The organism is Flavobacterium enshiense, from assembly GCF_040750275.1.
In the GTDB taxonomy this organism is placed as follows: Bacteria; Bacteroidota; Bacteroidia; order Flavobacteriales; family Flavobacteriaceae; genus Flavobacterium; species Flavobacterium enshiense_B.
This window is the reverse complement of record NZ_JBDOCV010000001.1, coordinates 441,559-468,021: the sequence shown is the minus strand read 5'-3', so window position 1 is coordinate 468,021 and position 26,463 is coordinate 441,559. Positions and strand designations below refer to the sequence as shown.

Genomic DNA, 26,463 nt, shown 5'->3' with positions numbered 1-26,463 from the left:
AAAAAGAAAAGAGCCAAATTCCTTAGAATTCAGCTCTTTATTATTTACAAATTATCATAATTAAGCACGAACTATATTAGCACCTAAAGCTCTTAAACGCTCGTCTATTCTTTCGTACCCTCGGTCGATTTGTTCGATATTCTGAATGGTACTCGTTCCTTTTGCTGTTAACGCCGCAATCAGCAGGGAAATTCCCGCACGAATATCCGGTGAACTCATGGTAGTAGCTTTCAACTGTGATTTAAAATCGTGTCCCATCACCACAGCACGGTGCGGATCACACAACATGATTTTTGCCCCCATGTCAATTAACTTATCTACAAAGAACAAACGGCTTTCAAACATCTTCTGATGGATTAACACATCGCCTTTTGCTTGCGTAGCCACTACTAAAACAATACTCAACAAATCAGGGGTAAAACCAGGCCAAGGTGCATCAGCTACCGTTAAAATAGAGCCGTCGATATCGGTTTTCACTTCATAACCGTTTTCATGAGACGGAATGTAAATATCATCGCCTCTTCGTTCTACTGTAATGCCTAATTTTCGGAAAACATTAGGAATAACTCCCAGATTTTCCCAGCTTACGTTTTTGATAGTGATTTCACTTTTAGTCATAGCTGCCAATCCTATCCATGAACCGATTTCAACCATATCCGGCAAAATTCTGTGCTCGCAACCGCCTAAACTTTCCACTCCTTCAATCGTTAACAGGTTCGAACCGATTCCGGTGATTTTAGCTCCCATGGAATTCAACATTTTGCACAATTGCTGTAAATACGGCTCACAAGCCGCATTATAAACCGTAGTGGTTCCTTCAGCCAAAACTGCCGCCATTACGATATTCGCTGTTCCGGTAACGGATGCCTCATCCAAAAGCATATAAGCACCTTGTAATCTTCCGTCGATTTCCACGCCATAGAAATGATCGGCTCTTTCGTAACGGAATTTTGCTCCCAAATTGATAAATCCTTCAAAGTGCGTATCCAAACGACGACGGCCGATTTTATCACCACCCGGCTTCGGAATATAGCCGCAACCGAAACGTGCCAAAAGTGGCCCAACGATCATAATGGAACCGCGTAAACTTCCACCCTCTTTCTTAAAGGCTTCTGTTTTTAAATATTCTACGTTTACTTCATCGGCCTGAAAAGTATAATCCCCAGGGCCGTTTTTCTGTATTTTCACGCCCAGATTCCCTAAAAGGGTAATCAGCTTATTGACATCAATAATATCCGGAATATTGGTAACCCTTACTTTTTCTGAGGTTAACAACACCGGACACAAAACCTGTAAAGCCTCATTCTTTGCACCTTGTGGCATAACATCTCCTTTTAATCGGATACCACCTTCAATTTTAAATGTTCCCATCGGCTTGTATTATTTTCTGTTGTTGTTATTATTATTGTTTGTACTCGGCTTTTTGTTTTTCTGATTCTGATTCTGATTCTGATTGTTGTGCTTCTTCGGCTTGTTGCTGCTAAATTGCATTTTGTTGGATTGCTTTTTGTTAACACGCATCAAATCCGTGGAATTGGAAAGCTCTTCGTCTGTTTTCAGCAAATTCATGGTACCGCCCGAAAGTTCATATAAATGTTCGAAAATCACTTCATCTTTCACGGTATCTTTATTCCAGCTCAGATAGGATTTCTTCATATGATTGGCAATCACCATAATCAAAGCATTTTTCAAATCGCCGTCTTCCCATTTATTGGCCACATCAATCATGTACTTGATATTGTTCCCATAAAAACGGTACTTCGGAAAATTTTGCGGATAATTCAAACGTTCCGGTTTCTGATGCAGAATTTCTTTGCTCGGAATCGGGTACGGTGAATCGACATCCAGTTTAAAATCGGACATGATAAAAATCTGATCCCAAAGTTTATGCTGAAAATCCGGCACATCACGCAAATGCGGATTCAAAGTTCCCATTACGGAAATGATATACTTTGCTGCTTTGTTACGTTCTTCTCTGTCTTCAAGTTTAGTGGCCTGATCGATAAGCTTCTGCAAATGACGCCCGTATTCCGGAATAATCAGATGGGAACGCTCGGCATTATATTCAAGGTGATGAATGGCTTCTTCTGGTGTAAATTGCATGTTCTGATTTTATAAAGAAATAATCCCCTCAATGGCAGACAACTCGATGTACTTATCGATTACCGCCTGAGCGCTGTTCATTCTGACGTTAATGGAAACACTGGTATAATTCCCTGCTTTAGATTTATTTGTATTAATAACAGCCCCCATCCCATTAAACGAATTCTCTATGGCTGTAATTTTTCCGGGATCAGTCGGAACTATAAATTTATACAAATATTCAGAGGGCCAAATGGTCGAATTGATTAATTCTTCTTTCAGCCGCTGATAAAATTCTTCAGTTTTCTTATCCATTTCAATCAAAAATAAAAGCAAATATACATTAGAGTTATGAATTATGAATGATGATTGACCAGTTTTTAAAGCATTAAAAGGCAGAAAATCAAAAACTACTTTATCGATTTGTCAAAAAAATGTAAATTTGCCCCTTATTTCAAAAAAGTGGCTAAAGAAATTGTTTTAATTATTGGCGGACCAGGCTCCGGTAAAACCACAGTTATAAATGGTTTAACCGAACAAGGATACGTATGCTATCCCGAGGTGTCGCGCGAAGTTATTCACGAAGCCCGCAAGCAGGGAATCGAGCAATTGTTTCTGGAAAAACCGCTTTTATTCAGCGAATTATTACTGGAAGGCCGAAAAAAACAATTCAACAACGCTCAAAAAGAAGCAAATGAAATTGTTTTTATCGACAGAGGCATACCGGATGTTTTGGCTTACATGCATTATATCGGCGATGCTTATCCTGCATTTTTTGACCAAGCCTGCCGCGAGCATAAATATTCCCAAATTTTCATCCTTCCGCCCTGGGAAGAAATCTACACCAGTGACGAGGCTCGGTATGAAACCTACGAACAGGCAGTATTGATTCAGCAGCATCTTATCGAGACCTATGAAAAATATGGGTATTCTTTAATCGAAGTTCCAAAAGACACGTTGGAAAACCGCATCAGTTTTATAGTAGAAAATCTAACGAAATAAACTATATTCGTAAACGATTTTTAGGTTTATCTCTTGGACGCATTAACCCTTCTTAAAAAATACTGGCATCACGATTCATTCCGAAGTCCTCAGGATTTAATTATCCAATCGGTTTTGGACGGAAAAGACACCTTTGCTTTATTGCCAACCGGCGGTGGAAAATCAATTTGTTTTCAGATTCCCGCCTTGATGAAACCCGGAATTTGTCTGGTCATTTCTCCATTAGTCGCCTTAATGAAAGATCAGATTGCCAATTTGCAGCAACGCGACATCAAAGCCATTGCGCTAACAGGAGGCATTTCCGCAGACGAAACCATCAACCTGTTAGACAATTGTCAGTTTGGGAATTACAAATTACTGTACCTTTCCCCGGAACGATTACAGTCGGATTGGGTTTTGGAGCGCATCAAAAGCTTACCAATTAACCTAATCGCTATAGACGAAGCACACTGCGTTTCCCAATGGGGACACGATTTCCGTCCGGCCTATCTTAAAATTTCAAAATTAAAGGAGTTTTTTCCGAAAGTTCCGTTTTTAGCCTTAACAGCATCGGCCACCGAACGCGTTCAGGACGATATCTGCACACAGCTCGGCTTACAGCAGCCTCAGATTTTCAAAAAATCATTTGCCAGAGAAAACATCGCTTACATGGTATTTGAAGCAGAAGACAAACTGTTTCGCATCCAACAGATTTTATCCAAAAACCCGGAATCCTCTATTATTTATGTTCGCAACCGAAAAGCCTGCCATGATGTTTCGGCACAAATAAACGCTTTAGGTTTTAAAAGCACCTTTTACCACGGCGGATTGTCCTCCAAGGAGAAAGAGAAAAACATGCAATTGTGGCTGGAAGACAAAGCACAGGTTATCATTGCCACCAACGCCTTTGGAATGGGCATTGACAAACCGAATGTAAAAACCGTAATTCATATTCAACTGCCGGAAAACCTTGAAAACTATTATCAAGAAGCTGGCCGTGCCGGAAGAAACGGGGAAAAAGCTTTCGCAGTTTTACTATTATCGCCTTCCGACATTCAAACTACAAAATCGCAGTTTTTAGATGTTTTGCCCGATAAAGTTTTTTTAAAAGAAGTGTACCTCAAACTCAATAATTATTTTCAGATTGGGTATGGCGAAGGAATTAACGAGAGTTTTTCATTTAACCTGAACCAGTTTTGCGGTCATTATAAGTTTCCGATGCTCAAAACATTTAATGCATTACAGTTTTTAGACAATCAGGGCATCCTTTCCCTTTCCAAAGAGTTTTCGGAAAAAATTACGATTCAATTCTTATTGGACAGCCGCGAAATGTTGCGTTATCTAAGCCTCAATCCTGCCGATGAACCCGTTTTGACTGCCATTTTAAGAAATTACGCCGGAGTTTACGATATGCCAACCGCTTTAAATCTCAATCTGATAGCTAAAAAAGCAGCAACTTCCGAAGAGGAGGTAATCAGTATTCTAAAGCGAATGCAGCAAAAAGAAGCCTGTAATCTTACTGCCAAATCAAACGACAGCACACTCACCTTCAACGAAGTTCGGGAAGACGAACACACTATTAATCGTGTAGCCAAGTTTCTGCAACAACAAAATGAGCTAAAAGCCAAACAATTCGAATCAGTAATACACTTTGTTTCAAACAATCAAACCTGCAAAAGCACATTATTACTAGACTATTTCGGAGAAACAGCAACTAACGATTGTGGCATCTGCTCAGTATGCATCCAGAAGAAAAAAGAATCCAAAAGCCCTATTGAAATTGCACAAAGCATCCTAAGCATGCTTCAAGATTCGTCTTTAACATCAAGAGAAATTGAAAATTCACTGGAATTAACTTCAGAGGAAACTATCTTTGCACTGAGAATCCTGCTGGAAAACAACAAAATCAGGATCAACAATTTAAATCAATATTCAATACTATAATGGAAAAGTTACGCATCGTTTTCATGGGAACTCCAGAGTTCGCCGTGGGAATCCTTGATACTATATATAGGAACAATTACGAAATCGTCGGGGTTATTACCGCTGCGGACAAACCCGCCGGACGCGGACAAAAAATCAAATACTCCGCCGTGAAAGAATATGCGCTGGAAAAAAATCTGCGCCTATTACAGCCTACTAATTTAAAAGACGAAACATTTTTGGAAGAATTGAGAATTCTTAATGCCAATCTTCAAGTAGTGGTGGCTTTCCGAATGCTGCCCGAAGTGGTTTGGCGTATGCCTAAATTCGGAACATTTAATTTACACGCTTCGTTACTTCCGGAATACCGCGGAGCCGCTCCTATCAATTGGGCTATTATTAACGGAGAATCCAAAACCGGCGTAACCACATTTTTCATCGATGATAAAATTGATACCGGAGCCATGATTTTAAATGATGAAATTTCAATTGGTGAAAACGAAACTGCCGGAGCCCTCCATGACCGCTTGATGGTATTAGGAAGTGAAACGGTTGTAAAAACATTAGCTTTAATTGAAAAAGGCGATGTGAAGACCAAAATTCAATCAGAAAGCCCAGAAATTAAAACGGCCTACAAACTGAATCGTGACAATTGTAAAATCGACTGGAACAAGCCAGGAGCAGAAATTCATAATTTGGTACGTGGCTTGAGTCCATATCCCGCTTCATGGTGTTTTTTCCAGGACAATGATCAGGAATGGAATATCAAAATTTACGAAACGCTTTTTGAAAAAGCCGACCATGATTATACAACCGGCTCTATCCTCTCCACAAAGAAGGAACTAAAAATTGCAGTAAAAGACGGTTTCATCAAAATTTTCAACTTACAGTTTCCAGGTAAAAAAAGAATGAGTACCCCAGAACTTTTAAACGGAATTTCGTTCAGCGAAAAGGCCGTGGCTTTGTAAGCCTTATAAACACTGAGAGTGACGAAAAATCGAAAAAAACAAGTAAGTTTATTAACAAAGATACTGAGTTATCAACAATTTAAGCGTTTTTTCCGTAAAAAACTGAAAAACACTTGTGTAATCGGGAAATTCATATAAATTTGTAGGACATTAATTAATTAATCAATCTATTAATAACTATTTATTATGAACAAATCAGAATTAATCGATGCAATCGCTGCAGACGCAGGTATTACCAAAGCAGCTGCTAAATTAGCTTTAGAGTCTTTCTTGAAAAATGTAGAAGGAACTTTGAAAAAAGGTGGAAGAGTATCTTTAGTAGGTTTCGGATCTTGGTCAGTTTCTAAAAGAGCTGCAAGAGAAGGTAGAAACCCTCAAACTGGAAAAACTATCAAAATTGCTGCTAAAAACGTAGTGAAATTCAAAGCAGGAGCTGAGTTAGAAGGTTCTGTAAACAAAAAATAGTTTTAGACAAACAATATCAAGCCCCGCAACAGCGGGGCTTTTTTTTACATTTCAACGATTTTATTTTGGGCTGATGTGTTTTTTTTGTTAAATTTAATTCTAATCTAATGGAGGGATTTTAATCGTTAACCAAAAACCTACAAAAAGATGATATCAGCAAAACCAAAAAAAGGAAATTTGCTCATTGCAGAACCTTCAATTATAGGTGATCTGTCATTTAACAGATCAGTAGTTTTGTTAGCCGACCATAATAACGATGGATCGGTAGGTTTTATTTTAAACAAACCCCTTCGTTACACGATACACGACTTAATACCGGAAATCAATGCCAACTTTAAAATTTACAATGGAGGACCGGTAGAACAGGACAATTTGTATTTCATTCACAACATCCCGGAACTTATCCCGGACAGTATCGAAATATCAAGCGGCATTTATTGGGGTGGCGATTTTGAATACACCAAAAGTTTAATCAATCAGGGAAAAATAAAAAAAAATAACATTCGTTTTTTCTTGGGATATACCGGATGGGACTCCCATCAACTGGAAGATGAATTAGAGGAAAATTCATGGATTGTCTCCAAAAACAGCTACGCTAACAAAATCATTGGAAAATCAGCAACGCATTTCTGGAAAGAAAAAATCATGGAACAAGGTGGCGAATACCTCATCTGGTCCAATGCTCCTGAAAACCCAATCTTAAATTAACCCAATCGAACCTGAGCGTTTAATTTCATAAGCAATTCCTGAGCCAATTCGGATTGGAATTCTTTTTTACGATACTTGGTTATTGGCTGAATGCCCTGAATTACATTGGTTAAAAACAACTCATCTGCTTTCTGTAAATCGAAAGGGGAAACAGACGCTTCAACCACTTCCAGATTTTCTATTTTTTTTGCAATTGCCAAAATCTGTTTACGCATGATTCCGTTTAGACAACCATCTGAGATTGGTGGCGTAACTAACGTATTACCCGTTCGCATGAATATATTACTTTGCAGGGCTTCCACAACGTTTTTTTCATCATTCAGCAACAAACAGTTCTGGTAACCGTTTTCATCAGCAAATATACTTCCGGTAATCTGCACCATCTTATTATTGCTTTTTATCGTAGACAACAACTGCTTGGTTACATAGGAATCTTTAAACAATTCCACTTCATAAGACTCCGATGAAAAAAAATAAAGAGCGTTTGACAAAGGAAGTGCCGTTACAATAAAATCCACATGATTGGTTTTCGGCAAATAAAATCCTCCAGATTGACGGTATACAGAAAAACGCACTCTGTAAGAAGCAGAAGGCTCAAGTAAAGCTATAAGACTTAGGATCTGATTCTCGAAATATTCCATTGTAAAATTCATTGGAATTTCCATTCGGACGATTCGCATCGAAGCCATTAGCCTGAAATAGTGATCTTCTAAAAAAAGAATCTTATTATCTAATACCTTTAACGTTTCAAAAACAGCGTCTCCGAATAAAAAACCTCTGTTCTCCTGAACTGCTATTGTCAAATCTTTGGTTAGCGAACCGTTGTAATTAATCATAAAAAAGCCCTGAATAAATCCAGGGCAAATATAACCTTTATAAATTGAAATTAAACGGATCCAATGACATGTTTTAAATCGGAAATCTGATTTTCCCAAAGCTGTTTTGCTTCAGCCAAATCGTTTTCCTCTGCAAAATCTACAACCATCAACGAAACGTCTTTGGTAATTTCATCTTCCAGTATTCGCAATTCAAAATAATACTCGGCATCTTTATTTTCCTCGTCTACCCAGCGAAACTTAACTTTCTCACCGGTTTTCTTAGAAGCTAAACGGGCTTTTTCTTCAGAATCATTCCAGACAAATGTGAAAAACTCTCCGCGAGAATTCACATTATCAGCAAACCATTCCTGTAGTCCCGAAGGTGTAGATATGTATTGATATAGTAGTTGAGGCGATGACATAATGGGGAACTCTAATTCGTATCTAACTTTACCTTCCATGTTTATAATAAATTTCTCGAAATATATAGTATTTACAGTAATAAAAAAAGAAAAAAAAGAAAAATAAAAAAATATTTTTTTTCTAAAAATATGTTTGGAAGCTATAAATTTAGTTCTATATTTGCACCCGCATCCGACAAGGATGTGAGACCAACAAAATGGCGAGGTAGCTCAGTTGGTTAGAGCGCAGGATTCATAACCCTGAGGTCACGGGTTCAACTCCCGTCTTCGCTACAAAAACCCGAAACAGAGTTTCGGGTTTTTTTTATTCTACTAAAAATCAATACTTTAACTTTTATCGGAAGTACAATTCCGTTTATCGAAAAGCCATACAGATACTGTCAGTTTCTCGACATATTTAGTTAGTTTTATATAGATTTCTAAAAACAAAGCCTTTCGAGGACTTTACCCCTATTCCCAATTCCTATACAATTGGTTTATGCGGGTCTAATTTCTTTCTCAACAAACGGTTCCCACTAGTTTACACAACAATCAAAATTGTTTAACGATAAACTGTGTGATTATGAAAAAACAATACTTTTTTGGAATTCCACTTATATTTTTCGCAATGATTAGCTTCGGGCAAAATTGTCCGGTTCAAAAAAGTGTATCAGATGATTCGATTTGCAACGGTCAGACTGCTACTGTTGTGCTCACAGATGCAGAAGCTGGCGTTACTTATGAATTACTGTCTGGAGCTATCGCGATTTCTTCACAAACTGCTACTTCAAATGGCGATTTATCTTTTATCATAAATCCGGGACCTACTACTAATACAAGTTACACCGTATACAATGTAAATGCAGGATGTTATTACACCGATTTAGGAATAGTTACAGTTGATCCTATCCCCGATGCCGTGGCTACAAATCCCAATCAGCAAATATGTTCGGATACCGGGATGGCAACCATGATTTTTTCAGGAGCAGTCGCTGGCACAACATTTAACTGGACCAGAGACAACGACACTAATGTAACAGGAATTGGAAGTAACGGAAGTGGTAATATTTCCGGGACACTCACCAATTTAACAGCTATCCCCCAAACGGTTACCTTTACTATCACGCCAACCGCAAATGGTTGCAGTGGTAATCCGATTTATACCACTGTATTGGTAAATCCGATTCCGGATGTTTTTGCTTCTATTAGTTCACAAACCATTTGCTCCGGCAATTCGATATCAAATATTGTTTTAACAGGTAGCGTATCAGGCACAACATTTAACTGGACCAGAGATAATGATACTAATGTAACCGGAATTGGAAGTAACGGGAGTGGTAATATTTCCGGAACACTCACTAATTTAACAGCTATCCCCCAAACGGTTACCTTTACTATCACGCCAACCGCAAATGGTTGTAGTGGTAATCCGATTTATACCACTGTATTGGTAAATCCGATTACGGACGTTTTTGCTTCTATTAATTCACAAACCATTTGCTCCGGCAATTCGATATCAAATATTGTTTTAACAGGTAATGTAACAGGAACAACGTTCAACTGGATCAGAAACAACGGTGTAATTGTTACTGGTATCGCAGATTCCGGAAGCGGAGACATTAGCGGCACATTAACAAACACAACAACAACAGCAAGAACGGTAATCTTTACCATTACTCCAACAGCCAATAGTTGCAACGGTAGCCCTATAACCGTTACAGTTACAGTAAACCCAACACCTGTAGCCAGTGCTTCCGCTCCAACCCAAACCAGATGCTCCGGCATTGCTTTAGGCAGCTTTGGAATTACCAGCAATGTCGTTGGTACGACCTACACATGGGTAAGAGACAACACAACCGATGTAACCGGCATTGCAGACAATGGCACCGGCAATATAACCGGCATTTTAACCAATACCACAGCTACCCCGCAGACTGTAAATTTCACCGTTATACCAACTGCTAACGGCTGTGCTGGTGATCCGATTATTGTTTCAGCATTAATCAACCCAAGACCCGTGGCTACAGCTACTCCTCAAACACAAAATATTTGCACCGGATCATCAATTGCTGATATTCTTCTTTCGAGTAATGTACTTGGCACCACATACACATGGACAAGAAACAACACCGCAAACGTAACAGGAATTAACAATAGCGGAGCCGGTGATATTATCGGCAGTCTGACTAACATCACTTCTTCTACACAAACCGTCACATTTACTATAACACCAACTTATAGTAGTTGTAATGGAAGTAACATTACAGCTACAGTCGTAGTATATCCGATACCAGTTGCCAGCTCATCAGCACCAAATCAAACAAGATGCTCCGGTGTTGCTTTAATTAGTTTTGGAATTACAAGCAATGTAACTGGGACCACCTATTCATGGGTGAGAGACAACACAATTGATGTAACCGGTATTGCAGATAATGGTACCGGCAATATAACCGGTGTTTTAACGAACACTACAGCTACTCCGCAAACCGTAAATTTCACGGTTACACCGACCGCAAACGGTTGTGTCGGTAATCCGATTGTTGTTTCAGCACTAATTAACCCAAGACCTGTCGCTATTGCCACTCCTCAAACACAAAATATATGCTCCGGTTCGTCAATTGCTGATATTCTTCTTTCGAGCAATGTTAGCGGTACAACATTTACTTGGGTAAGAAACAATACCATAAACGTAACGGGAATTAATAATAGTGGATCTGGTGACATTATAGGCAGCCTTACTAACATCACTACTTCTACTCAAACCGTTACATTTACTATAACTCCTAGCTATAGCGGTTGTAATGGAAGTAACATCACCGCCACCGTACTCGTATATCCGACCCCTACAGCTTCAACAACTATCGGCTCACAAACCATTTGCTCCGGTAATCCCATAACTATAATTCCTTTTACAGGAATTACGGGAACCACCTACAACTGGACCAGAAACAACACCGTAAATGTTACTGGCATTGCAACAAACGGAAGCGGAAACATTGGCGGATTTTTAACCAATACCACCGCAATACAGCAAACGGTTCAATTCACTATAACACCCACCTTAAATGGCTGTAATGGCACGCCAATTGTCGCGGAAGTTATTGTCGAGGCAACATCATTGGGTGGTGCTGTAACAATAACACAGCCCAACGTATCGCCCATAGTTAATCTTTTGACTGAATGCCACGTTGCAAACGGAACCTTATATTTAAGTGGTCACAGAGGCAATGTTGTACGCTGGGAATTTTCGACCAACGCCGGAGTATCCTGGACAACGATAAACAACACCACAGACATATACAATTACACCAACATAACACAAACAACCGTTTTCAGAGCAGTAGTTCAGAACACCTCTGTTTGTGCCCTGGCTTTTTCAGCATCGAGCATGATCAATGTGATTCCTAATATAAAACCTAATCCTGTAAGTGCATCTCCTCCTACTATCTGTAATGGCGGCTCATCGGTTTTAACAGCACAAAGCGGATATGCTACTAGTGGTTCGGTAGCATCCGGAGGAGCTTTCAGTAACTCAAACCCGACAGGTTGGGCTGTGGGAGGTTGTGGAAACTGCTTAAATGCCGGTTCCAGCAACACCAACCCCAATCCTTGGCAACTGAGTGCCACCAATGGAGGAACCTACTCCGGCATCAATTACACTGCAGACGGTAAATTCGCCATCGTAAACGGCGCCTTTTCCCCCGGCTCAACCTCATATTTATACACACCGATATTCAACACTTTCGGATTAACAACAGCCAACTTAACTTTTGCAGACGCCTACAACCTGCAGGCTGGTGCTACAATATTAATTCAGATATCCGTAAACAGTGGCGCATATACAACATTGTGGTCTACAACAGGCCCTTCCACCAGAACCCCTTACACTGATTTTCATACCAATACGCGCTCTATAGATTTGAGTGCCTATCTGGGACAACCTAATTTAAGAATCCGTTTTGGCTACATTGGAAATACCGGAAGCTCCTGGGCAGTAGACAACATTGCTATTCCTGACGTCCCGCTGAACCTTAGCACCCAATGGGTTGATGCAACGGACGGCACCGTGATAAGCAACAATTCAACCATAACTGTTACACCTTCCACAACTACAACATATGCTGTAACTTCTTTTCTGAACGGATGCAACAGCTTCGGTACCGACGGGACTGCTTATGTTACAGTAACCGTTAATCCAAGACCTACTGCCATAATAAGTTTAGACCAATATGTTTGTTATGGCAATTCCGCTACTTTTACAGTTCACTTTACCGGTAACGGCCCTTATCGTTTTACCTTATTTAACGGAACTACATCAACCGTTTACAACAATATAACACCGAATGCCAGTGGTGATTATACCTTCAGTATTCCTAATATGACCATAACCCGAACGTATACAATTACTGCCTTAAACGATTCGAGATGTACCGCCATTTTGGATGATTATGATGACAGCTCTGTTACAGTAACAGTATTAGACGGAACCCCAGGCGTCTGGACCGGTTTAATCAGTACCGATTGGTTTGACTGTCGAAACTGGCAAAGAGGCTTGCCGTCAGCAACAATTGACGCTCTAATTCCAAGCGGAATGCCAAGAATGCCGGTTATAGACCCGACAAGCCCTTACGCAGCTGCTTATAGCTTCATAGCTGTTGCCCGAGACATTACTATCAATTTGGGCGCTTCCGTTACCATGACAGCCAATTCCGATTTACATATCAAACGGGACTGGAAAAACGGAGGAACCTTTATACCGGGAACAGGAACAGTAACCTTTAACAGTACTGTCAACGGTATGATACAATATATGAATGCTGCTCCGGAAAATAATTTCTTCGAAAATTATTACAATCTTACTTTAAATTGTACTAATGGCGCGATTGGCGTTAATACAGTAAATTTCTTCCGATTAACGGTTGCCAACAATCTTATCTTAACCAGTGGCGATTTACGTCTTACCGGAGAAGCGCAACTGGTACAAAACGGAAATTCAGCCAATCCTCTCGGAGGAACAGGAAATTTATTGAGAGACCAACAGGGAACCAAAAGCAGTTTCCATTACAATTATTGGTCATCACCAGTTAGCCCAAACAACACTACTTATACCGTTGGTGGCGTTTTAAAAGACGGTACCAATGCAGCAACAAACCCTTTTAACCCGGGAACCATAAGTTTTGGCGACGGTTTTTATTATGCAGACGGACCTTTAACCAGCCCAATAAAAATAGCCAACCGCTGGATTTACAAATACACAGCCGTCAGTACAAGTTATTTCTCCTGGCAACTGATTGGAAGTAACGGCTCTGTTAACGTTGGGGAAGGTTATATTATGAAAGGAGTTACCGGTACCGCTCCCAATACGGATTATCAAAACTATGTTTTCAAAGGAAAACCAAATAGTGGCGATGTCAACCTAAATGTGGCTTTAAACCAGTTGTATCTTATCGGAAACCCTTATCCTTCGGCACTTGACGCGAACACCTTCATCAGAGATAATATTATGGATGGTGGTTCTGCAGCTTCCAATGTTTTCACCGGAGCTTTGTATTTCTGGGATCACTTTGGAGGATATTCCCACTACCTTAACCAATATGTTGGTGGCTATGCAACATACACCCTGATGGGAGCAACTATCGCTGTATCGAACGACCCTATGATTAACAACAATAATTCCAATGGAATTAAGACACCCCGACAGTATATTCCTGTTGGCCAAGGTTTTTTCATTCGAACCGATATGGCTGGAGCAACATCCAACATGACTAACCCAATTACGGGTGGCCCGATTATTTTCAGAAATACACAGCGAACTTTCCGAACAGAATCTCCGGCCAATTCCGTATTTTTCCGAAATCAAAACCTTGAAGAAGAAGCTGAAATCGATACACGCCAAAAAATAAGACTTAGTTTTGAATCGCCTTCCGGTATAAAACGGCATCTTTTAGTAGGAGCAGATGCACAGGCTTCTGATGGTTATGATATTGGTTATGATGCACCAATGATTGATGTAAACAACGAAGACATGTACTGGAACTTCCCGAACGGCAAACTAGTGATTCAGGCGCTACAACACTTTAATCCGGATCAGATTATTCCTTTAGGCATTAAAACGGCCAGCAATGGCATCAGCAAAGTAAAAATTGAGGCCCTGGAGAACATCCCTTCGAATATGCAAATTTATTTATTCGACAATGAAACAGGGCTGTATCACGATTTAAGAGGCGCTAATTTTGAAGCCACCCTCCCAATCGGGGAATTAAACGGGCGTTTTTCAATACGTTTCAACAATACTACTTTAAGTAATGAAGATTCGGAACTGCTGAATGGTTTATTGGTTTTTGTAAATCCGGACAACATCCTGACCATTAAAAATAGCCGAAGTGATCTGATTGTACAAACCGTAGAACTCTTCAATATTCTAGGGCAATCCGTTAAAAAATGGGATGTAAAAAACGAGCCGCAATCCAACATTACACTTCCGGTACAACATGTGCGTTCCGGTGCTTATATTGTCAATTTAAAAACTTCGGAAGGCGTTATCAGTAAAAAAGTTATAATCAAATAAACAACAAAAGCCCTTTTTACAAGGGCTTTTTTCTTACCGCTTTTTTTAATCAAAAGAAATACCTTTGCGTTCATTAATTTTAATCGCATGAGGTTTCGTTTTTTATTTTTACTACTGCTTTCCGCATCCGCTTTCGGACAACTCAAAACCATAATCGGGCAAACGGATTACCCCTTTTGGATTGATGTTCCAGAGAATGAAAAAAATGAAAAGCAACCCATTTTACTATTTCTTCACGGTAAAAGCCTCTCCGGCAAAGATTTAAATCGTGTAAAACGCTACGGTGTTTTGCGGGCAATGGAAAAAGGCAGAAAAATACCTGGAATTGTTGTAGCCCCTCAGCTGGCTTCCGGGTCCTGGAATCCAGACAAAGTACTTCAGCTCTTGGAATATGTGCAAAAAAATTTTAATACCGATTTGTCACGGGTATATGTATGCGGCATGAGTTTAGGCTCTTACGGTACCTTGCATTTCGCTGGAAAACACGCTGATAAAATAACCGCAGCCGTAGCCATTTGTGGCGGTGGAAATGTATCCGACGGTTGCAAATTGGCGACCATTCCGCTATGGATTCAACATGGCAACAAGGATTATATTGTTCGGATGTCGGAATCTGAAAAAGTAGTCAATGCTATTAAAAAATGTAACCCCGATGCCGATGTTACGTTTACCATAATTCCGGGAGGCAATCACAGCAATGTGGAGCGATTGTTTCATGAAGACGCCTTATACGATTGGCTTTTCAAACAAAAGAAAGAACAATTGTAAAACGATTTAAGTACTTTTGCAAGCAATGGATACTACTTTACTTTCTTCTCCCCTGCAAGGCTTTACGGATTTTCGTTTCAGAAATGCTTTTCACAAGTATTTTGGCGGTATTGACACCTTTTACTCGCCCTATATAAAACTGAACGGGAAACTCGTGGTTAAAGGCTCTTACGAACGAGATATTCTTCCGGAGAACAACAGCACTTTACAAGTCATTCCGCAAATCATTACCAATGATGCTGAAGAATTTTTATTTGTGACGAAGTATGTAAAAGAATTAGGATATAACGAACTCAACTGGAATTTAGGCTGTCCGTATCCCATGGTGGCCAAAAGCGGAATGGGTTCCGGTTTAATCTGTAACACCGGGCGAATTGATGAAATTTTAGACCGTGCGCACAATGAAACCGACATCATTGTTTCGATGAAAATGCGCATGGGTTATGAAAATCCTACCGAAATTTTAGACGTATTCCCAATACTGGAAAAATATCCGATAAAAAACATAGCCATTCACGCCCGCATTGGAAAACAATTGTACAAAGGTGGTGTGGATCTGGAGTCTTTTCAGAAATGTCTGGATGTTTCCAAGCACAAATTGTATTACAATGGTGATATTACATCGGTAGAAAAATTTCGCATGCTGAAAGAGCGTTTCCCTTCGATTGATCATTTCATGATTGGCAGAGGCTTGATTGCCGATCCGTTTTTGCCGAGCATGATTAAAAACAATACCACCGAATACCCCAAAAACCGCTTTGAAATTTTCGAGGAATTCCACGACACGATTTACCGTGATTACGATGCGTATTTGCAAGGCCCAACACCCATAAAAATGAAGATGCTAGGCTTTTGGGAATACTTTTCGGAATCGTTTTCCAACCCACAGAAAACGTATAAAAAGATTAAGAAAGCCGGAAACAGCAAACATTATGAGGAAGCGGTTCGGGAGATTTTCAGATCGGAAAAATAAGGTTTCAAAATCATTCATCAGCCAAAAAATCAGATTGAATAAATTATTTTCTACTCAAATATTCATTTTAATGAAACGCATTACATTTTTTTTATTCCTATTAACTATTTCCCCTAATCTTTTCGCACAAGAACAAACCACAACAGTCAATGAAGCAAAACCAAGTGTAGCCAAATCTATTTTTGGAGTTCAGGTTGGAGTGTTAGGCGGTTGGGTTTATAATGAACTAAAACTTTCCGACAAAATAGCCTTGCGATCCGAAATTGGCATGCAAACCTTTGTCTATTCTGATTTAGCAACAGATGATTCGTATTATTTTCTTGTTCCGGAAGTAGCTATAGAACCGCGATGGTATTACAATCTGAACAAAAGAAATGAGAAAGGTAAAAATATCCTTAACAATAGTGGAAACTTTATTTCACTACGTAATGCCTATGCTTCGGATGCATTCAAAGTAGGAGGTCCTTCTGATGTTGATTTCATTCCTGAATTACACCTTGTACCAAGTTGGGGAATTCGAAGAAATTTAGGCAAACATTTTAACTACGAATGTTCCTTAGGCTTGGGATACAGAAAAGTATTTGAAACAAACAATAAGGTTAACAACAACAATGAAGATGTAGCCTATAATTTTCAAGCAAGAATAGGTTATAAATTTTAAAAACAAAGGCTGTCAAAATTGACAGCCTTTATGTTATTTAAGTATTTCTCTCAGTTCGTCTAAACTTACTTTCTTTTGTTCTCCGGAAACTAAATCTTTCAAGGCGAATTGGCTGTTGGCCATTTCATCACCACCCACAATCACTGCATACGGAATACCGCGTTTGTCGGCGTATTGGAATTGTTTTCCCATTTTAGCATTGTCCGGATACATTTCCACTTTGATGCCGGCTTTGCGCAGTTGCATGATCGCTTTCATCGAATACAAGGCTTCTTCTTGCCCCAGATTTAAGAACAACGCCTTGGAAGTAGACGTTACCGTTTCCGGGAAAAGATTCAATTCATCCAATACCAGATAGATTCTGTCCAAACCGAAGGAAATTCCAACGCCACTCATGTTTTTCAAACCGAAGATTCCGGTCAAATCGTCGTAACGACCACCGCCGCCTATAGAACCCATGGCAACTGTTTTAGGTGCCGCCACTTCAAAAATAGCTCCGGTATAATAATTTAAGCCGCGCGCCAAGGTCACATCCAAATCTAGAATGGATTTATCCAAACCTAAAGCGATAACATTTCCGCAGATAAATTTCAGTTCTTCCACCCCTTTCATTCCTTCTGCTGAAGAAGCCAGTAAACCAGAAAGTTTCTCAATTTTCTCCGAAATTGTTCCGGTGAAGTTGAACAACGGCTGTACTTTTTCCAAGGCTGATTCTGCAATTCCTTTCGCCAGCATTTCCTTTTTCACGCCGTCTTCACCGATTTTATCCAACTTATCTAAAGCCACGGTAAAGTCGATTAACTTATCTGATGCACCGATTACTTCAGCAATTCCGGATAATATTTTTCGGTTGTTGATTTTAATAGTAACGCCTTCTAAACCTAAAGCAGAGAAAACACCGTCGTACAATTGTACCAACTCCACTTCCTGCCATAACGAATTGGAACCTACCACATCGGCATCACATTGGTAAAACTCTCTGAAACGCCCTTTCTGCGGATTGTCAGCGCGCCAAACCGGTTGGATCTGATACCTTTTAAAAGGAAATTCGATTTCATTCTGATGCTGTACCACATAACGCGCAAACGGAACAGTCAAATCGTAACGCAACGCTTTTTCGGAAATTCTTCCTGTAAACTTGTTCAGTTCAACACGCTGTTCCAGGCTGATGGTTTCGGCGGAATTTGCCTGCAATGCCTCAATAGCCTTCGGCAATTCGATTTTACTTTTATTGTAGAAAAAATTACCCGAATTTAGGATTTTAAAAATCAGGCGATCCCCTTCTTCGCCGTATTTCCCCATTAAGGTTTCGGAATTTTCAAAAGTCGGGGTTTCAATAGGCTGATATCCGAACTTTTCGAAATTCGTTTTGATGATGGAAAAAATATAGTTGCGTTTCGCTACTTCCAACGGTGAAAAATCACGTGTCCCTTTGGGTATGCTTGGTTTTTGAGCCATTTTTACTTTTGAATTTAGATTTTAGACTTCTGAAAAGAGAAAACTAAAAACTTTTGTATTGTTATTTTTTGCAAATATCGAATATATTGCGCTTTATTAAAATCAATTTCTGTACTTTCTAAATTCTAAATTCTAAATTCTTACCTTTAAGTGTAACAAAAGCCATAATTTGGTGACAAATTGCTACTATGTCGAAAATCGGATTATTTAGAGAAAACACCAAAATCGCACTCGATTCTATTAGAACCCATCTGCTTAGAACGGTTTTAACGGTTTTAATTATTGCTATTGGTATTACCGCTTTGGTTGGAATTCTTACGTTAGTTTCTGCTTTGGAAAACACCATTATGAAGGATTTCGCTTCGATGGGTGCCAATACCTTTTCCATAAGCCAGTATGATTTTTCAGAACGCACACGACAGAACAGTGATGAGGAAAAAATCAATCCGATTATCAGTTATCCGCAGGTAAAAGAATTTAAAGACAAATACGATTATCCGTTTACCTCCACTTCTCTATCCTTCACGGCTACTACTACAGCAGAAATCAAATACGAATCTGAAAAAACCGACCCGAAAGTTACGGTTATGGGCGTTGATGATGTTTTCTTACCCAACAAAGGACTGGAAGCCACTAAAGGAAGAAATTTTACTGGTTTTGATATTGAGAACAACAATTTCGTTTGCATCGTCGGATCGGATATTGACAAAGACTTGTTTAAAGATGTGAATCCGTTGGACAAAACCATTTCGATAAGAGGTGCAAAATTTAAAGTAATCGGCGTACTGAAAGAAAAAGGTTCAACATTTGGCAACAATCAGGATTTCAGGGTTTTGATTCCGATACAAATCGCCCGTTCACTATTTTCCGCACCTAACATCAATTACGATGTAAGTGTAATGATTGCCAATAAAGATCTGATGGATCAGGCTGTAGATAATGCAACCATTACCATGCGACGCGTGCGCAAACTCAATCCGGTTGAAGAAAATAATTTTGGTATTGAACGCAGTGATGAGCTAATCAACACCTTACTTTCCAATACCGAAGTTTTAGGCATCAGCGCCTGGGTAATCGGGATTATTACCGTTTTTGGCTCGTCGATTGCACTAATGAATATTATGTTGGTTTCCGTTACGGAACGAACCCGTGAAATTGGAGTTCGAAAATCACTTGGAGCTAAAAAGAGTACAATTGCCTGGCAGTTTTTTACCGAAACATTGGTAATCGGTCAATTAGGAGGCTTGGTTGGAATTATACTTGGTGTACTGATTGGATTTGGATTATCGGCAGCCTTGAGCTTCAGTTTCTCAATCCCTTGGATGGCGATTTTTGCCGCAGTGATTACTTCTTTGGTTGTGGCTCTTTTTTCGGGATTGTATCCGGCAATTAAGGCTTCGAAACTGGATCCTGTGGAAGCGTTGCGTTACGAGTAAAACCGTGCGCAGTTTTCAGTCACAGTTTGACAAAAAGCCAAGATTCACTATTTATTGGGGTTCCAAACTCCGAAAATCATGCGGTCGTTTCCGTAAATATCACGTCTCAGTTCGATATCCTGAAAATTATACTTTTGGAGTAACTGAATCATTTCTTTTCCTAAATACTGATTGATTTCAAAATACAACTGTCCGTTTTCAGAAAGGTTTTCAGTGGCCAATTCGGTAATTTTTCTGTAAAACAGCAAAGCGTCATGGTCTTCCACAAACAAAGCCAGGTGTGGCTCAAATGCTAACACATTCTCTTTTATTTCCTCTTTTTCCAAATTACGAACATACGGCGGATTGGAAACGATACTATCAAATGATACTATCAAATCATCCGTTTCCAGAATACTCTGATGCAGAAATTCCACTTCCACCCCATTGCGCTTGGCATTTTTTCGTGCTACTTCCAAAGCTTTCTCCGAAACATCCATCGCATATACTTTGGCATTCGGAAGATTTTTAGCTAAAGAAATGGCAATGCAACCCGTTCCGGTTCCGATATCCAAAATTTTTAAGTCATGATTTTTTAAATTGTTCATAATTATCCAATCCACCAATTCTTCGGTTTCAGGACGTGGAATCAAAGTATTTTCATTGACATAAAAAGGCAAGCCGTAAAATTCGGTTTCCCCTAAAATGTATTGAATCGGTTTTTGTTTTTTCAATTCCGCCAACACAGTTTCCCATTGCAACAGCTGCATTCCACTCAATTCAAAATTAGGATTCAAGGCCAAATCCACACGCTTCATTTCATGAAAAGCTTCCAACAAAATATAGAAAAAACTGTCGATTTCCTGTTCATCGTAAAGCATTGAAAGCGCATCTCTAAAGTTAGTGCGATAGTCTTTTAACAGCATATTATAATGTCTTTATCATCCAAACCGGACAAGAAGAATGCCCTGTGCATCCCATGGGTGATTCTAAATATGTAAACCCTGATTTCACGTACAATTTCTGAGCGGCTTCCATATAGGGCATGGTTTCCAGATAACATTGTTTAAAATCAAATGATCGGGCTTTTTGCAGGCATATTTCCATCATCTGGGCACCTAACCCTAACCCTCTGGTTTCAGGTAAAAAATACATTTTCTGAAGTTCACATACCTCCGGCGAACCATTAGCCAAAGGCGCAATTCCGGCACAACCAATTAAGCGGCCAGCTTTTTCAATCACAAAATAGGACGATCGGGGTTCGGAATACGTTTCAAACATACAATCCAATTGCGGATCGGCATATGCCGTGCCTACTTTCGGCACATTGAATTCTTCCAAAACGCTGCGGATTACCTTAGCAACCGCTGCATTATCAGTCTTTTGTATTTCTCGAATAATCACTTCACTCATTGTCAGGAAATAACTTATTTTTGCAGTGTGAAGATACGTCAAACGCTCCTGAAAAAAAAGGATATTTCAAATTATGAAAAGCGTTCCAGACAACTTTCCGCAAAAATCATGACTTCAACAGAAAAATATATGAAACGCTGCATTGAACTCGCCCAAAACGGCCTGGGTTCAACCTATCCTAATCCTATGGTGGGCAGCGTAATTGTACATGAAGACAAAATCATTGGTGAAGGCTGGCACCGAAAAGCAGGCGAACCTCATGCCGAGGTGAATGCCATTAATTCCGTAAAAGACAAATCCTTACTTTCCCAATCGACTATTTATGTGAGCCTTGAACCTTGCAGTCATTTTGGAAAAACACCACCTTGCTCCGATTTAATTATTACCCATAAAATTCCCAATGTGGTTATCGGAACAATTGATCCTTTTGCAAAAGTAGCCGGAAATGGCATCAAAAAACTGATGGAAGCCGGAATTAATGTAACCATTGGTGTTTTGGAGGACGAATGCAACGAGCTTAACAAGCGTTTCTTCACTTTTCATCAGAAACAACGTCCGTATATTATTTTAAAATGGGCAGAAAGTGTCGATGGTTTTATTGCCCCGACTTCTAAAACTGAGCAAAAACCTATTTGGATTTCCAATCCTTTTTCCAGACAATTGGTTCACAAATTGCGCAGTGAAGAACAAGCTATTTTAGTAGGCACGCAAACGGTGCTGGATGACAACCCGAAACTGGATGTTCGGGACTGGGAAGGCGAGAATCCCGTTCGTATAGTACTGGACAGAACTGAAAAAATAACCCCCGATTACTTTGTAAAAGACACTAAGACCAAAACAATTTTCATTTCCGAGAATCAAAATTTCAAGAATTCGGACAATCTTTTTTATGAAAATTGTACCTTTGATACTTCTTTAGCTCACAACATTTCCGACATTCTTTTCAAACATGAAATCCAATCGGTTATCGTAGAAGGCGGAAGAAAAACCCTGCAGACCTTTATCGATGCAAACCTTTGGGATGAGGCATGGATTTTCAGAGGATCAACAGGTTTTACAAACGGAATTTCGGCACCAAATCTTTCAGGAAAACAGATTAAAAAGCAAGTGATTTTGGATGACGAACTTTTAATTTTCAGAAATGTATGATTGATACAATTATTTTTGATTTTGGAAATGTGTTTATCAATTTGAGTCAGGAGGCTCCTTTTGATCATATGCGAAAAATAGGCCTCGTGTGCTGGAATGAAGATTTAGACAGCCTGAACAAACGTTACGAAAAAGGTAAAATTGACGAATTACAGTTTTTTACCGGTTTTCAACGCTACATTCCCGACAAAGAACTGGACGAAATCCGTGAGGCTTGGAATGCCATTCTACTAGACTTCCCTTTATATCGCTTGGAATTCCTGCAACGTCTTTCGGGCAAATATCGCTTATTCCTTTTAAGTAATACCGACAAAACCCATATCGATAAATTTGAACATAAAGTCGGAATGACCTTTTGCCGAGAATTCTACCAATGCTTCGAAAAAATTTATTTTTCTTTTGAAACCGGATTGCGAAAACCTGACCCTGAAGTATTTAACTACATCATTAAACGTCACGATCTTGACCCAAAAAAAACACTTTTTATAGACGACAACAAGCATAATACAGATGTTGCCGCCAATTTAGGCATGCATGTATGGAACTTAGAAGTCGGCAAAGAAGATGTGGTGGATTTGTTTGAAAAAAGCTGGTAATTAGTATTGGAAAAAGATACTTTCAAAACTTTAGCATCTCCTTCGGAAGAAGTGCTCTACAAAGAGAAAAACAGTAAGTTTTTCGGCTACGCCTATCCGGTAACTTCAGAAGAAGAAATTAAATCAATTCTTGACAATTTACGAAAACAGCATTACTCGGCAAGACACTGGTGTTATGCCTTCCAATTAGGCACCTCAAAAATACACTACAGAGCCAATGATGACGGAGAGCCCAACAACTCAGCCGGTATGCCTATCTATGGCCAAATACAATCCTTTGACGTTACCAATGTTTTAGTTGTGGTTGTGCGTTATTTCGGAGGTGTGAAACTGGGAGTAGGCGGTTTGATTTCCGCATACAAAACTGCTGCACAAATGGCTCTTGATATAGCCGACATTGTTGAAAAAACCATAGACATTCATTACCTGATCCGATTCGACTACAAAAACATGAATAAAGTCATGCGGATTATCAAAGAAAAAAATCTGGACATTGTTTCCCAAAAAATGGAAATGGATTGCGAAATCGAAATCGCCACCCGAAAAAAAAATGCCGAAATAGTATTCGACATTTTTTCCAATTTATTTGAAGTGGAAATTTCCGAAAAAGAATAAATTCGATTACACCAACTCGTTAAACTTTTCTGTAAGATATTCCGGTGGCAAAACAGGTCGTCCAGTTTTAGCATCTACGAATACCAACATAGAATGTCCGGTTGTTAATAACTCCCCCATTTCATTATAAATTTCATAGTCAAATTCTATCTTAACAGAAGCCTGATTTTTGAAGATGGTTTTCACCGTCAGGAGATCATCATAACGGGCTGGTTTTTTAAAATTGAAAGACAGGGAAACCACAGGAAGCATAATTCCGCTTTCTTCCATCCAACGATAGGAAATCCCCATGTTTCTTAGCCATTCCACACGTCCCATCTCGAAATACTGCGCATAATTACCATGATAAACCACCCCCATTTGATCCGTTTCAGCATAACGCACCCTAACCTGAATATCGAAATTTTTCATCTTAATTTTATGTTAATTAATTCTAAATTATTTTTAAAATTTGCGTACAATTTTTTTTTTACAAAATCAATATCAAAATGATTTTTTTTTAAAAAATTTTGTCCACATATTTGTCTTCCCAAATCTTAAAAAGGTAACCTTCGATTAACTTTTTGTAAGACAATAAATAATCAATTTTATGCTTGAATATATGAACAAAACTGCGCAATCGGTATGGAATAACTGTCTTCTATTCATAAAGGACAATATCCAGGAGCAGGCTTACAAAACCTGGTTCGAACCTATCAAAGCAGTTGAGCTTACCGATAACGCTCTCTATATTCAGGTACCCAGTAAATTCTTTTACGAATGGCTTGAAGAGCATTATGTAAAATTGTTAAAGGTTGCCCTAACCAAAGAACTTGGACCGGGCGCTAAGTTACTTTATAAAATTAAAATGGAGAACAAACTTGGAAACAAACTTCCGTTCACGGAACAGCTTCCAAGTAACAACCGTCCTGCTGTAAAACCACAGGAAGTAGACGCTCCGATTCAGAATAAAAACCCGGAGCTTAAAAATCCTTTTGTAATTCCGGGTATCCGAAATGTAAAGATCGAATCCCAATTAAATTCCAATTACAATTTCGACAACTTTTTGGAAGGCGAATCCAACCGTTTGGCGCGTTCCGCAGGTTTGGCCGTTGCCAACAAACCGGGAGGCACTTCTTTCAACCCACTGATGTTCTTTGGCGGTGTCGGATTAGGAAAAACGCATTTAGCACACGCCATTGGTGTAGAAATCAAAGAAAAACATCCGGAGAAAACAGTTTTATACATTTCAGCCGAAGTGTTCACCCAACAATACACGGATTCCGTAAAGAAAAACACCCGAAATGATTTTATTCATTTCTATCAATTAATAGATGTCTTAATTATTGATGATGTTCAGTTCCTTTCCGGAAAGGCAGGAACACAGGATGTATTCTTCCACATTTTCAACTACTTACATCAAAATGGAAAACAGGTTATACTGACTTCCGACAAAGCTCCCGTAGACATGCAGGATATCGAGCAGCGCTTGTTATCCCGTTTCAAATGGGGACTTTCTGCCGAAATTCACCAACCGGATTACGAAACAAGAGTCGCTATTTTAAAAAGCATTCTTTTCCGTGACGGAGTGGAAATGCCGGAAGAAATTGTAGAATACGTTGCCAAAAACATCAAATCGAATATCCGCGAACTGGAAGGCGCTATCATCTCCTTGATTGCTCAGTCTTCTTTCAACCATAGAGAAGTAACCTTAGAACTTGCTAAACAGGTGGTTGAGAAATTCGTAAAAAATATTAAGCGTGAAGTTTCCATCGACTATATTCAAAAAGTGGTTTCCGATTACTTCCAGTTAGATGTAGAAACATTACAGTCTAAAACCAGAAAACGCGATGTGGTTCAGGCAAGACAATTAGCGATGTTCTTTGCGAAGAAATTTACAAAATCGTCGTTAGCCACCATTGGTTCTCAAATTGGTGACCGTGATCACGCTACGGTTTTACACGCCTGTAAAACAGTAGACAACTTAGTATCAACGGACAAGCAGTTTAAAAAATACGTGGAGGATATTCACAAAAAGCTTTCCCTATAAAATGCCCGTAAAAATATTAATGGTCTGCTTGGGGAACATTTGCCGTTCCCCTTTAGCAGAAGGCATATTACAATCCAAACTACCTAACGATTTATTTCTTGTAGATTCTGCCGGAACAGGAGGCTGGCACGTGGGTCAGGAACCCGACAGACGCTCTATCCTTACTGCTAAAAACCGAGGTGTCGACATTACGCAACAACGCGGAAGGCAATTCAGCAAAAAAGATTTCGACAATTTTGACTATATTTATGTAATGGATCAGTCTAATTATAAAAATGTAATCGCACTGACCTCCGATGCAACAGCAAAAAGCAAAGTCAAAATGATTCTAAACGAACTATTTCCTGATCAAAATATGGACGTTCCGGATCCTTACTACGGCGGACAAAACGGTTTCGAAAATGTGTATGACATGCTGGACGATGCCTGTAACCTAATCGCAGAAAAACTATTATCAAAACACACATAAATC

The 26,463-nt window shown here is 39.4% G+C and carries 24 protein-coding genes and 1 tRNA gene; 16 read left to right on the top strand and 9 right to left on the bottom strand.

The window, feature by feature from the left end:
* Positions 1-60: 60 nt before the first annotated feature.
* Genes murA through ABGT15_RS02130 form a run of 3 tightly spaced genes read right to left on the bottom strand, consistent with a single transcriptional unit; the run spans position 61 to position 2,397 of the window.
* The gene (murA, locus tag ABGT15_RS02140) at positions 61-1,371 is read right to left on the bottom strand and encodes a UDP-N-acetylglucosamine 1-carboxyvinyltransferase (protein ID WP_367229759.1); all 1,311 of its coding nucleotides are present in this window, start codon (positions 1,369-1,371) and stop codon (positions 61-63) included.
* A gap of 9 nt (positions 1,372-1,380) precedes the next feature.
* Complete coding sequence (locus ABGT15_RS02135) at positions 1,381-2,103, bottom strand: DUF4290 domain-containing protein (RefSeq protein ID WP_367229758.1); 723 nt, start codon at positions 2,101-2,103, stop codon at positions 1,381-1,383.
* Between the two features lie 9 nt (positions 2,104-2,112).
* Positions 2,113-2,397, bottom strand: a complete 285-nt coding sequence (locus ABGT15_RS02130) for a DUF493 family protein (protein ID WP_367229757.1) — start codon at positions 2,395-2,397, stop codon at positions 2,113-2,115.
* A gap of 147 nt (positions 2,398-2,544) precedes the next feature.
* Here ABGT15_RS02130 and ABGT15_RS02125 point away from each other — a divergent pair, with 147 nt between their 5' ends.
* The 5 genes from ABGT15_RS02125 (at position 2,545) to ABGT15_RS02105 (ending at position 7,127) form a co-directional block, all read left to right on the top strand.
* On the top strand, positions 2,545-3,084 hold the full coding sequence (locus ABGT15_RS02125; RefSeq protein WP_367229756.1) for an AAA family ATPase: 540 nt from the start codon (positions 2,545-2,547) through the stop codon (positions 3,082-3,084).
* A gap of 33 nt (positions 3,085-3,117) precedes the next feature.
* Entirely contained in the window at positions 3,118-5,007 is a 1,890-nt protein-coding gene (locus ABGT15_RS02120) for a RecQ family ATP-dependent DNA helicase (RefSeq protein ID WP_367229755.1), read from the top strand.
* A complete protein-coding gene (fmt, locus tag ABGT15_RS02115) occupies positions 5,007-5,954 on the top strand; it encodes a methionyl-tRNA formyltransferase (RefSeq protein ID WP_367229754.1) in 948 nt (315 codons plus the stop codon). Before ABGT15_RS02120 ends, fmt begins: the two co-directional genes overlap by 1 nt.
* Before the next feature lie 186 nt (positions 5,955-6,140).
* Positions 6,141-6,419: an HU family DNA-binding protein gene (locus ABGT15_RS02110; RefSeq protein WP_026979330.1), complete on the top strand. Its 279-nt coding sequence runs from the start codon at positions 6,141-6,143 to the stop codon at positions 6,417-6,419.
* Between the two features lie 147 nt (positions 6,420-6,566).
* On the top strand, positions 6,567-7,127 hold the full coding sequence (locus ABGT15_RS02105) for a YqgE/AlgH family protein (RefSeq protein WP_367229753.1): 561 nt from the start codon (positions 6,567-6,569) through the stop codon (positions 7,125-7,127).
* Here the strand turns inward: ABGT15_RS02105 and ABGT15_RS02100 are convergent.
* Entirely contained in the window at positions 7,124-7,963 is an 840-nt protein-coding gene (locus ABGT15_RS02100; RefSeq protein WP_367229752.1) for an aminotransferase class IV, read from the bottom strand. The genes ABGT15_RS02105 and ABGT15_RS02100 overlap by 4 nt on opposite strands.
* Before the next feature lie 50 nt (positions 7,964-8,013).
* On the bottom strand, positions 8,014-8,406 hold the full coding sequence (locus ABGT15_RS02095; protein ID WP_367229751.1) for an START-like domain-containing protein: 393 nt from the start codon (positions 8,404-8,406) through the stop codon (positions 8,014-8,016).
* A 160-nt stretch (positions 8,407-8,566) separates the two neighbouring features.
* Between ABGT15_RS02095 and ABGT15_RS02090 the strand changes: the two genes are divergently transcribed.
* The 5 genes from ABGT15_RS02090 (at position 8,567) to ABGT15_RS02070 (ending at position 17,316) form a co-directional block, all read left to right on the top strand.
* Positions 8,567-8,640, top strand: a tRNA-Met gene (locus ABGT15_RS02090).
* A gap of 289 nt (positions 8,641-8,929) precedes the next feature.
* Positions 8,930-14,914: a PKD-like domain-containing protein gene (locus ABGT15_RS02085; RefSeq protein WP_367229750.1), complete on the top strand. Its 5,985-nt coding sequence runs from the start codon at positions 8,930-8,932 to the stop codon at positions 14,912-14,914.
* Between the two features lie 87 nt (positions 14,915-15,001).
* Positions 15,002-15,682 carry a dienelactone hydrolase family protein gene (locus ABGT15_RS02080; protein ID WP_367229749.1) on the top strand — a complete coding sequence of 227 codons (681 nt, stop codon included), beginning with the start codon at positions 15,002-15,004 and terminating at the stop codon, positions 15,680-15,682.
* 25 nt (positions 15,683-15,707) lie between these two features.
* Positions 15,708-16,655: a tRNA dihydrouridine synthase gene (locus ABGT15_RS02075; protein ID WP_367229748.1), complete on the top strand. Its 948-nt coding sequence runs from the start codon at positions 15,708-15,710 to the stop codon at positions 16,653-16,655.
* 70 nt (positions 16,656-16,725) lie between these two features.
* On the top strand, positions 16,726-17,316 hold the full coding sequence (locus ABGT15_RS02070) for a hypothetical protein (RefSeq protein ID WP_367229747.1): 591 nt from the start codon (positions 16,726-16,728) through the stop codon (positions 17,314-17,316).
* 33 nt (positions 17,317-17,349) lie between these two features.
* Here ABGT15_RS02070 and hisS read toward each other — a convergent pair whose 3' ends face one another.
* A complete protein-coding gene (gene hisS / locus ABGT15_RS02065) occupies positions 17,350-18,774 on the bottom strand; it encodes a histidine--tRNA ligase (RefSeq protein WP_367229746.1) in 1,425 nt (474 codons plus the stop codon).
* 188 nt (positions 18,775-18,962) lie between these two features.
* On the opposite strand from hisS, the gene ABGT15_RS02060 reads away from it, so the two are divergent.
* Positions 18,963-20,210: an ABC transporter permease gene (locus ABGT15_RS02060; protein ID WP_367229745.1), complete on the top strand. Its 1,248-nt coding sequence runs from the start codon at positions 18,963-18,965 to the stop codon at positions 20,208-20,210.
* 47 nt (positions 20,211-20,257) lie between these two features.
* Here the strand turns inward: ABGT15_RS02060 and prmC are convergent, their stop codons facing one another.
* Both prmC and ABGT15_RS02050 read right to left on the bottom strand, forming a co-directional pair.
* On the bottom strand, positions 20,258-21,115 hold the full coding sequence (gene prmC / locus ABGT15_RS02055) for a peptide chain release factor N(5)-glutamine methyltransferase (RefSeq protein ID WP_367229744.1): 858 nt from the start codon (positions 21,113-21,115) through the stop codon (positions 20,258-20,260).
* 1 nt (position 21,116) lies between these two features.
* Complete coding sequence (locus ABGT15_RS02050) at positions 21,117-21,602, bottom strand: GNAT family N-acetyltransferase (protein ID WP_367229743.1); 486 nt, start codon at positions 21,600-21,602, stop codon at positions 21,117-21,119.
* 108 nt (positions 21,603-21,710) lie between these two features.
* On the opposite strand from ABGT15_RS02050, the gene ribD reads away from it, so the two are divergent.
* Genes ribD through ABGT15_RS02035 form a run of 3 tightly spaced genes read left to right on the top strand, consistent with a single transcriptional unit; the run spans position 21,711 to position 23,962 of the window.
* On the top strand, positions 21,711-22,751 hold the full coding sequence (gene ribD, locus ABGT15_RS02045) for a bifunctional diaminohydroxyphosphoribosylaminopyrimidine deaminase/5-amino-6-(5-phosphoribosylamino)uracil reductase RibD (protein ID WP_367229742.1): 1,041 nt from the start codon (positions 21,711-21,713) through the stop codon (positions 22,749-22,751).
* On the top strand, positions 22,748-23,347 hold the full coding sequence (locus ABGT15_RS02040) for an HAD family hydrolase (RefSeq protein WP_367229741.1): 600 nt from the start codon (positions 22,748-22,750) through the stop codon (positions 23,345-23,347). The genes ribD and ABGT15_RS02040 overlap by 4 nt, the downstream gene beginning before the upstream one ends.
* Positions 23,348-23,353: 6 nt before the next feature.
* Positions 23,354-23,962 (top strand): IMPACT family protein, encoded by a 609-nt coding sequence (locus ABGT15_RS02035; protein WP_367229740.1) that lies wholly within the window; start codon positions 23,354-23,356, stop codon positions 23,960-23,962.
* A 6-nt stretch (positions 23,963-23,968) separates the two neighbouring features.
* Here the strand turns inward: ABGT15_RS02035 and ABGT15_RS02030 are convergent, their stop codons facing one another.
* Entirely contained in the window at positions 23,969-24,373 is a 405-nt protein-coding gene (locus tag ABGT15_RS02030; RefSeq protein ID WP_367229739.1) for an acyl-CoA thioesterase, read from the bottom strand.
* Between the two features lie 190 nt (positions 24,374-24,563).
* Here ABGT15_RS02030 and dnaA point away from each other — a divergent pair, with 190 nt between their 5' ends.
* A complete protein-coding gene (gene dnaA / locus ABGT15_RS02025) occupies positions 24,564-25,991 on the top strand; it encodes a chromosomal replication initiator protein DnaA (RefSeq protein ID WP_367229738.1) in 1,428 nt (475 codons plus the stop codon).
* 1 nt (position 25,992) lies between these two features.
* The gene (locus ABGT15_RS02020) at positions 25,993-26,460 is read left to right on the top strand and encodes a low molecular weight protein-tyrosine-phosphatase (protein ID WP_367229737.1); all 468 of its coding nucleotides are present in this window, start codon (positions 25,993-25,995) and stop codon (positions 26,458-26,460) included.
* The last annotated feature ends 3 nt before the right edge of the window (positions 26,461-26,463 follow it).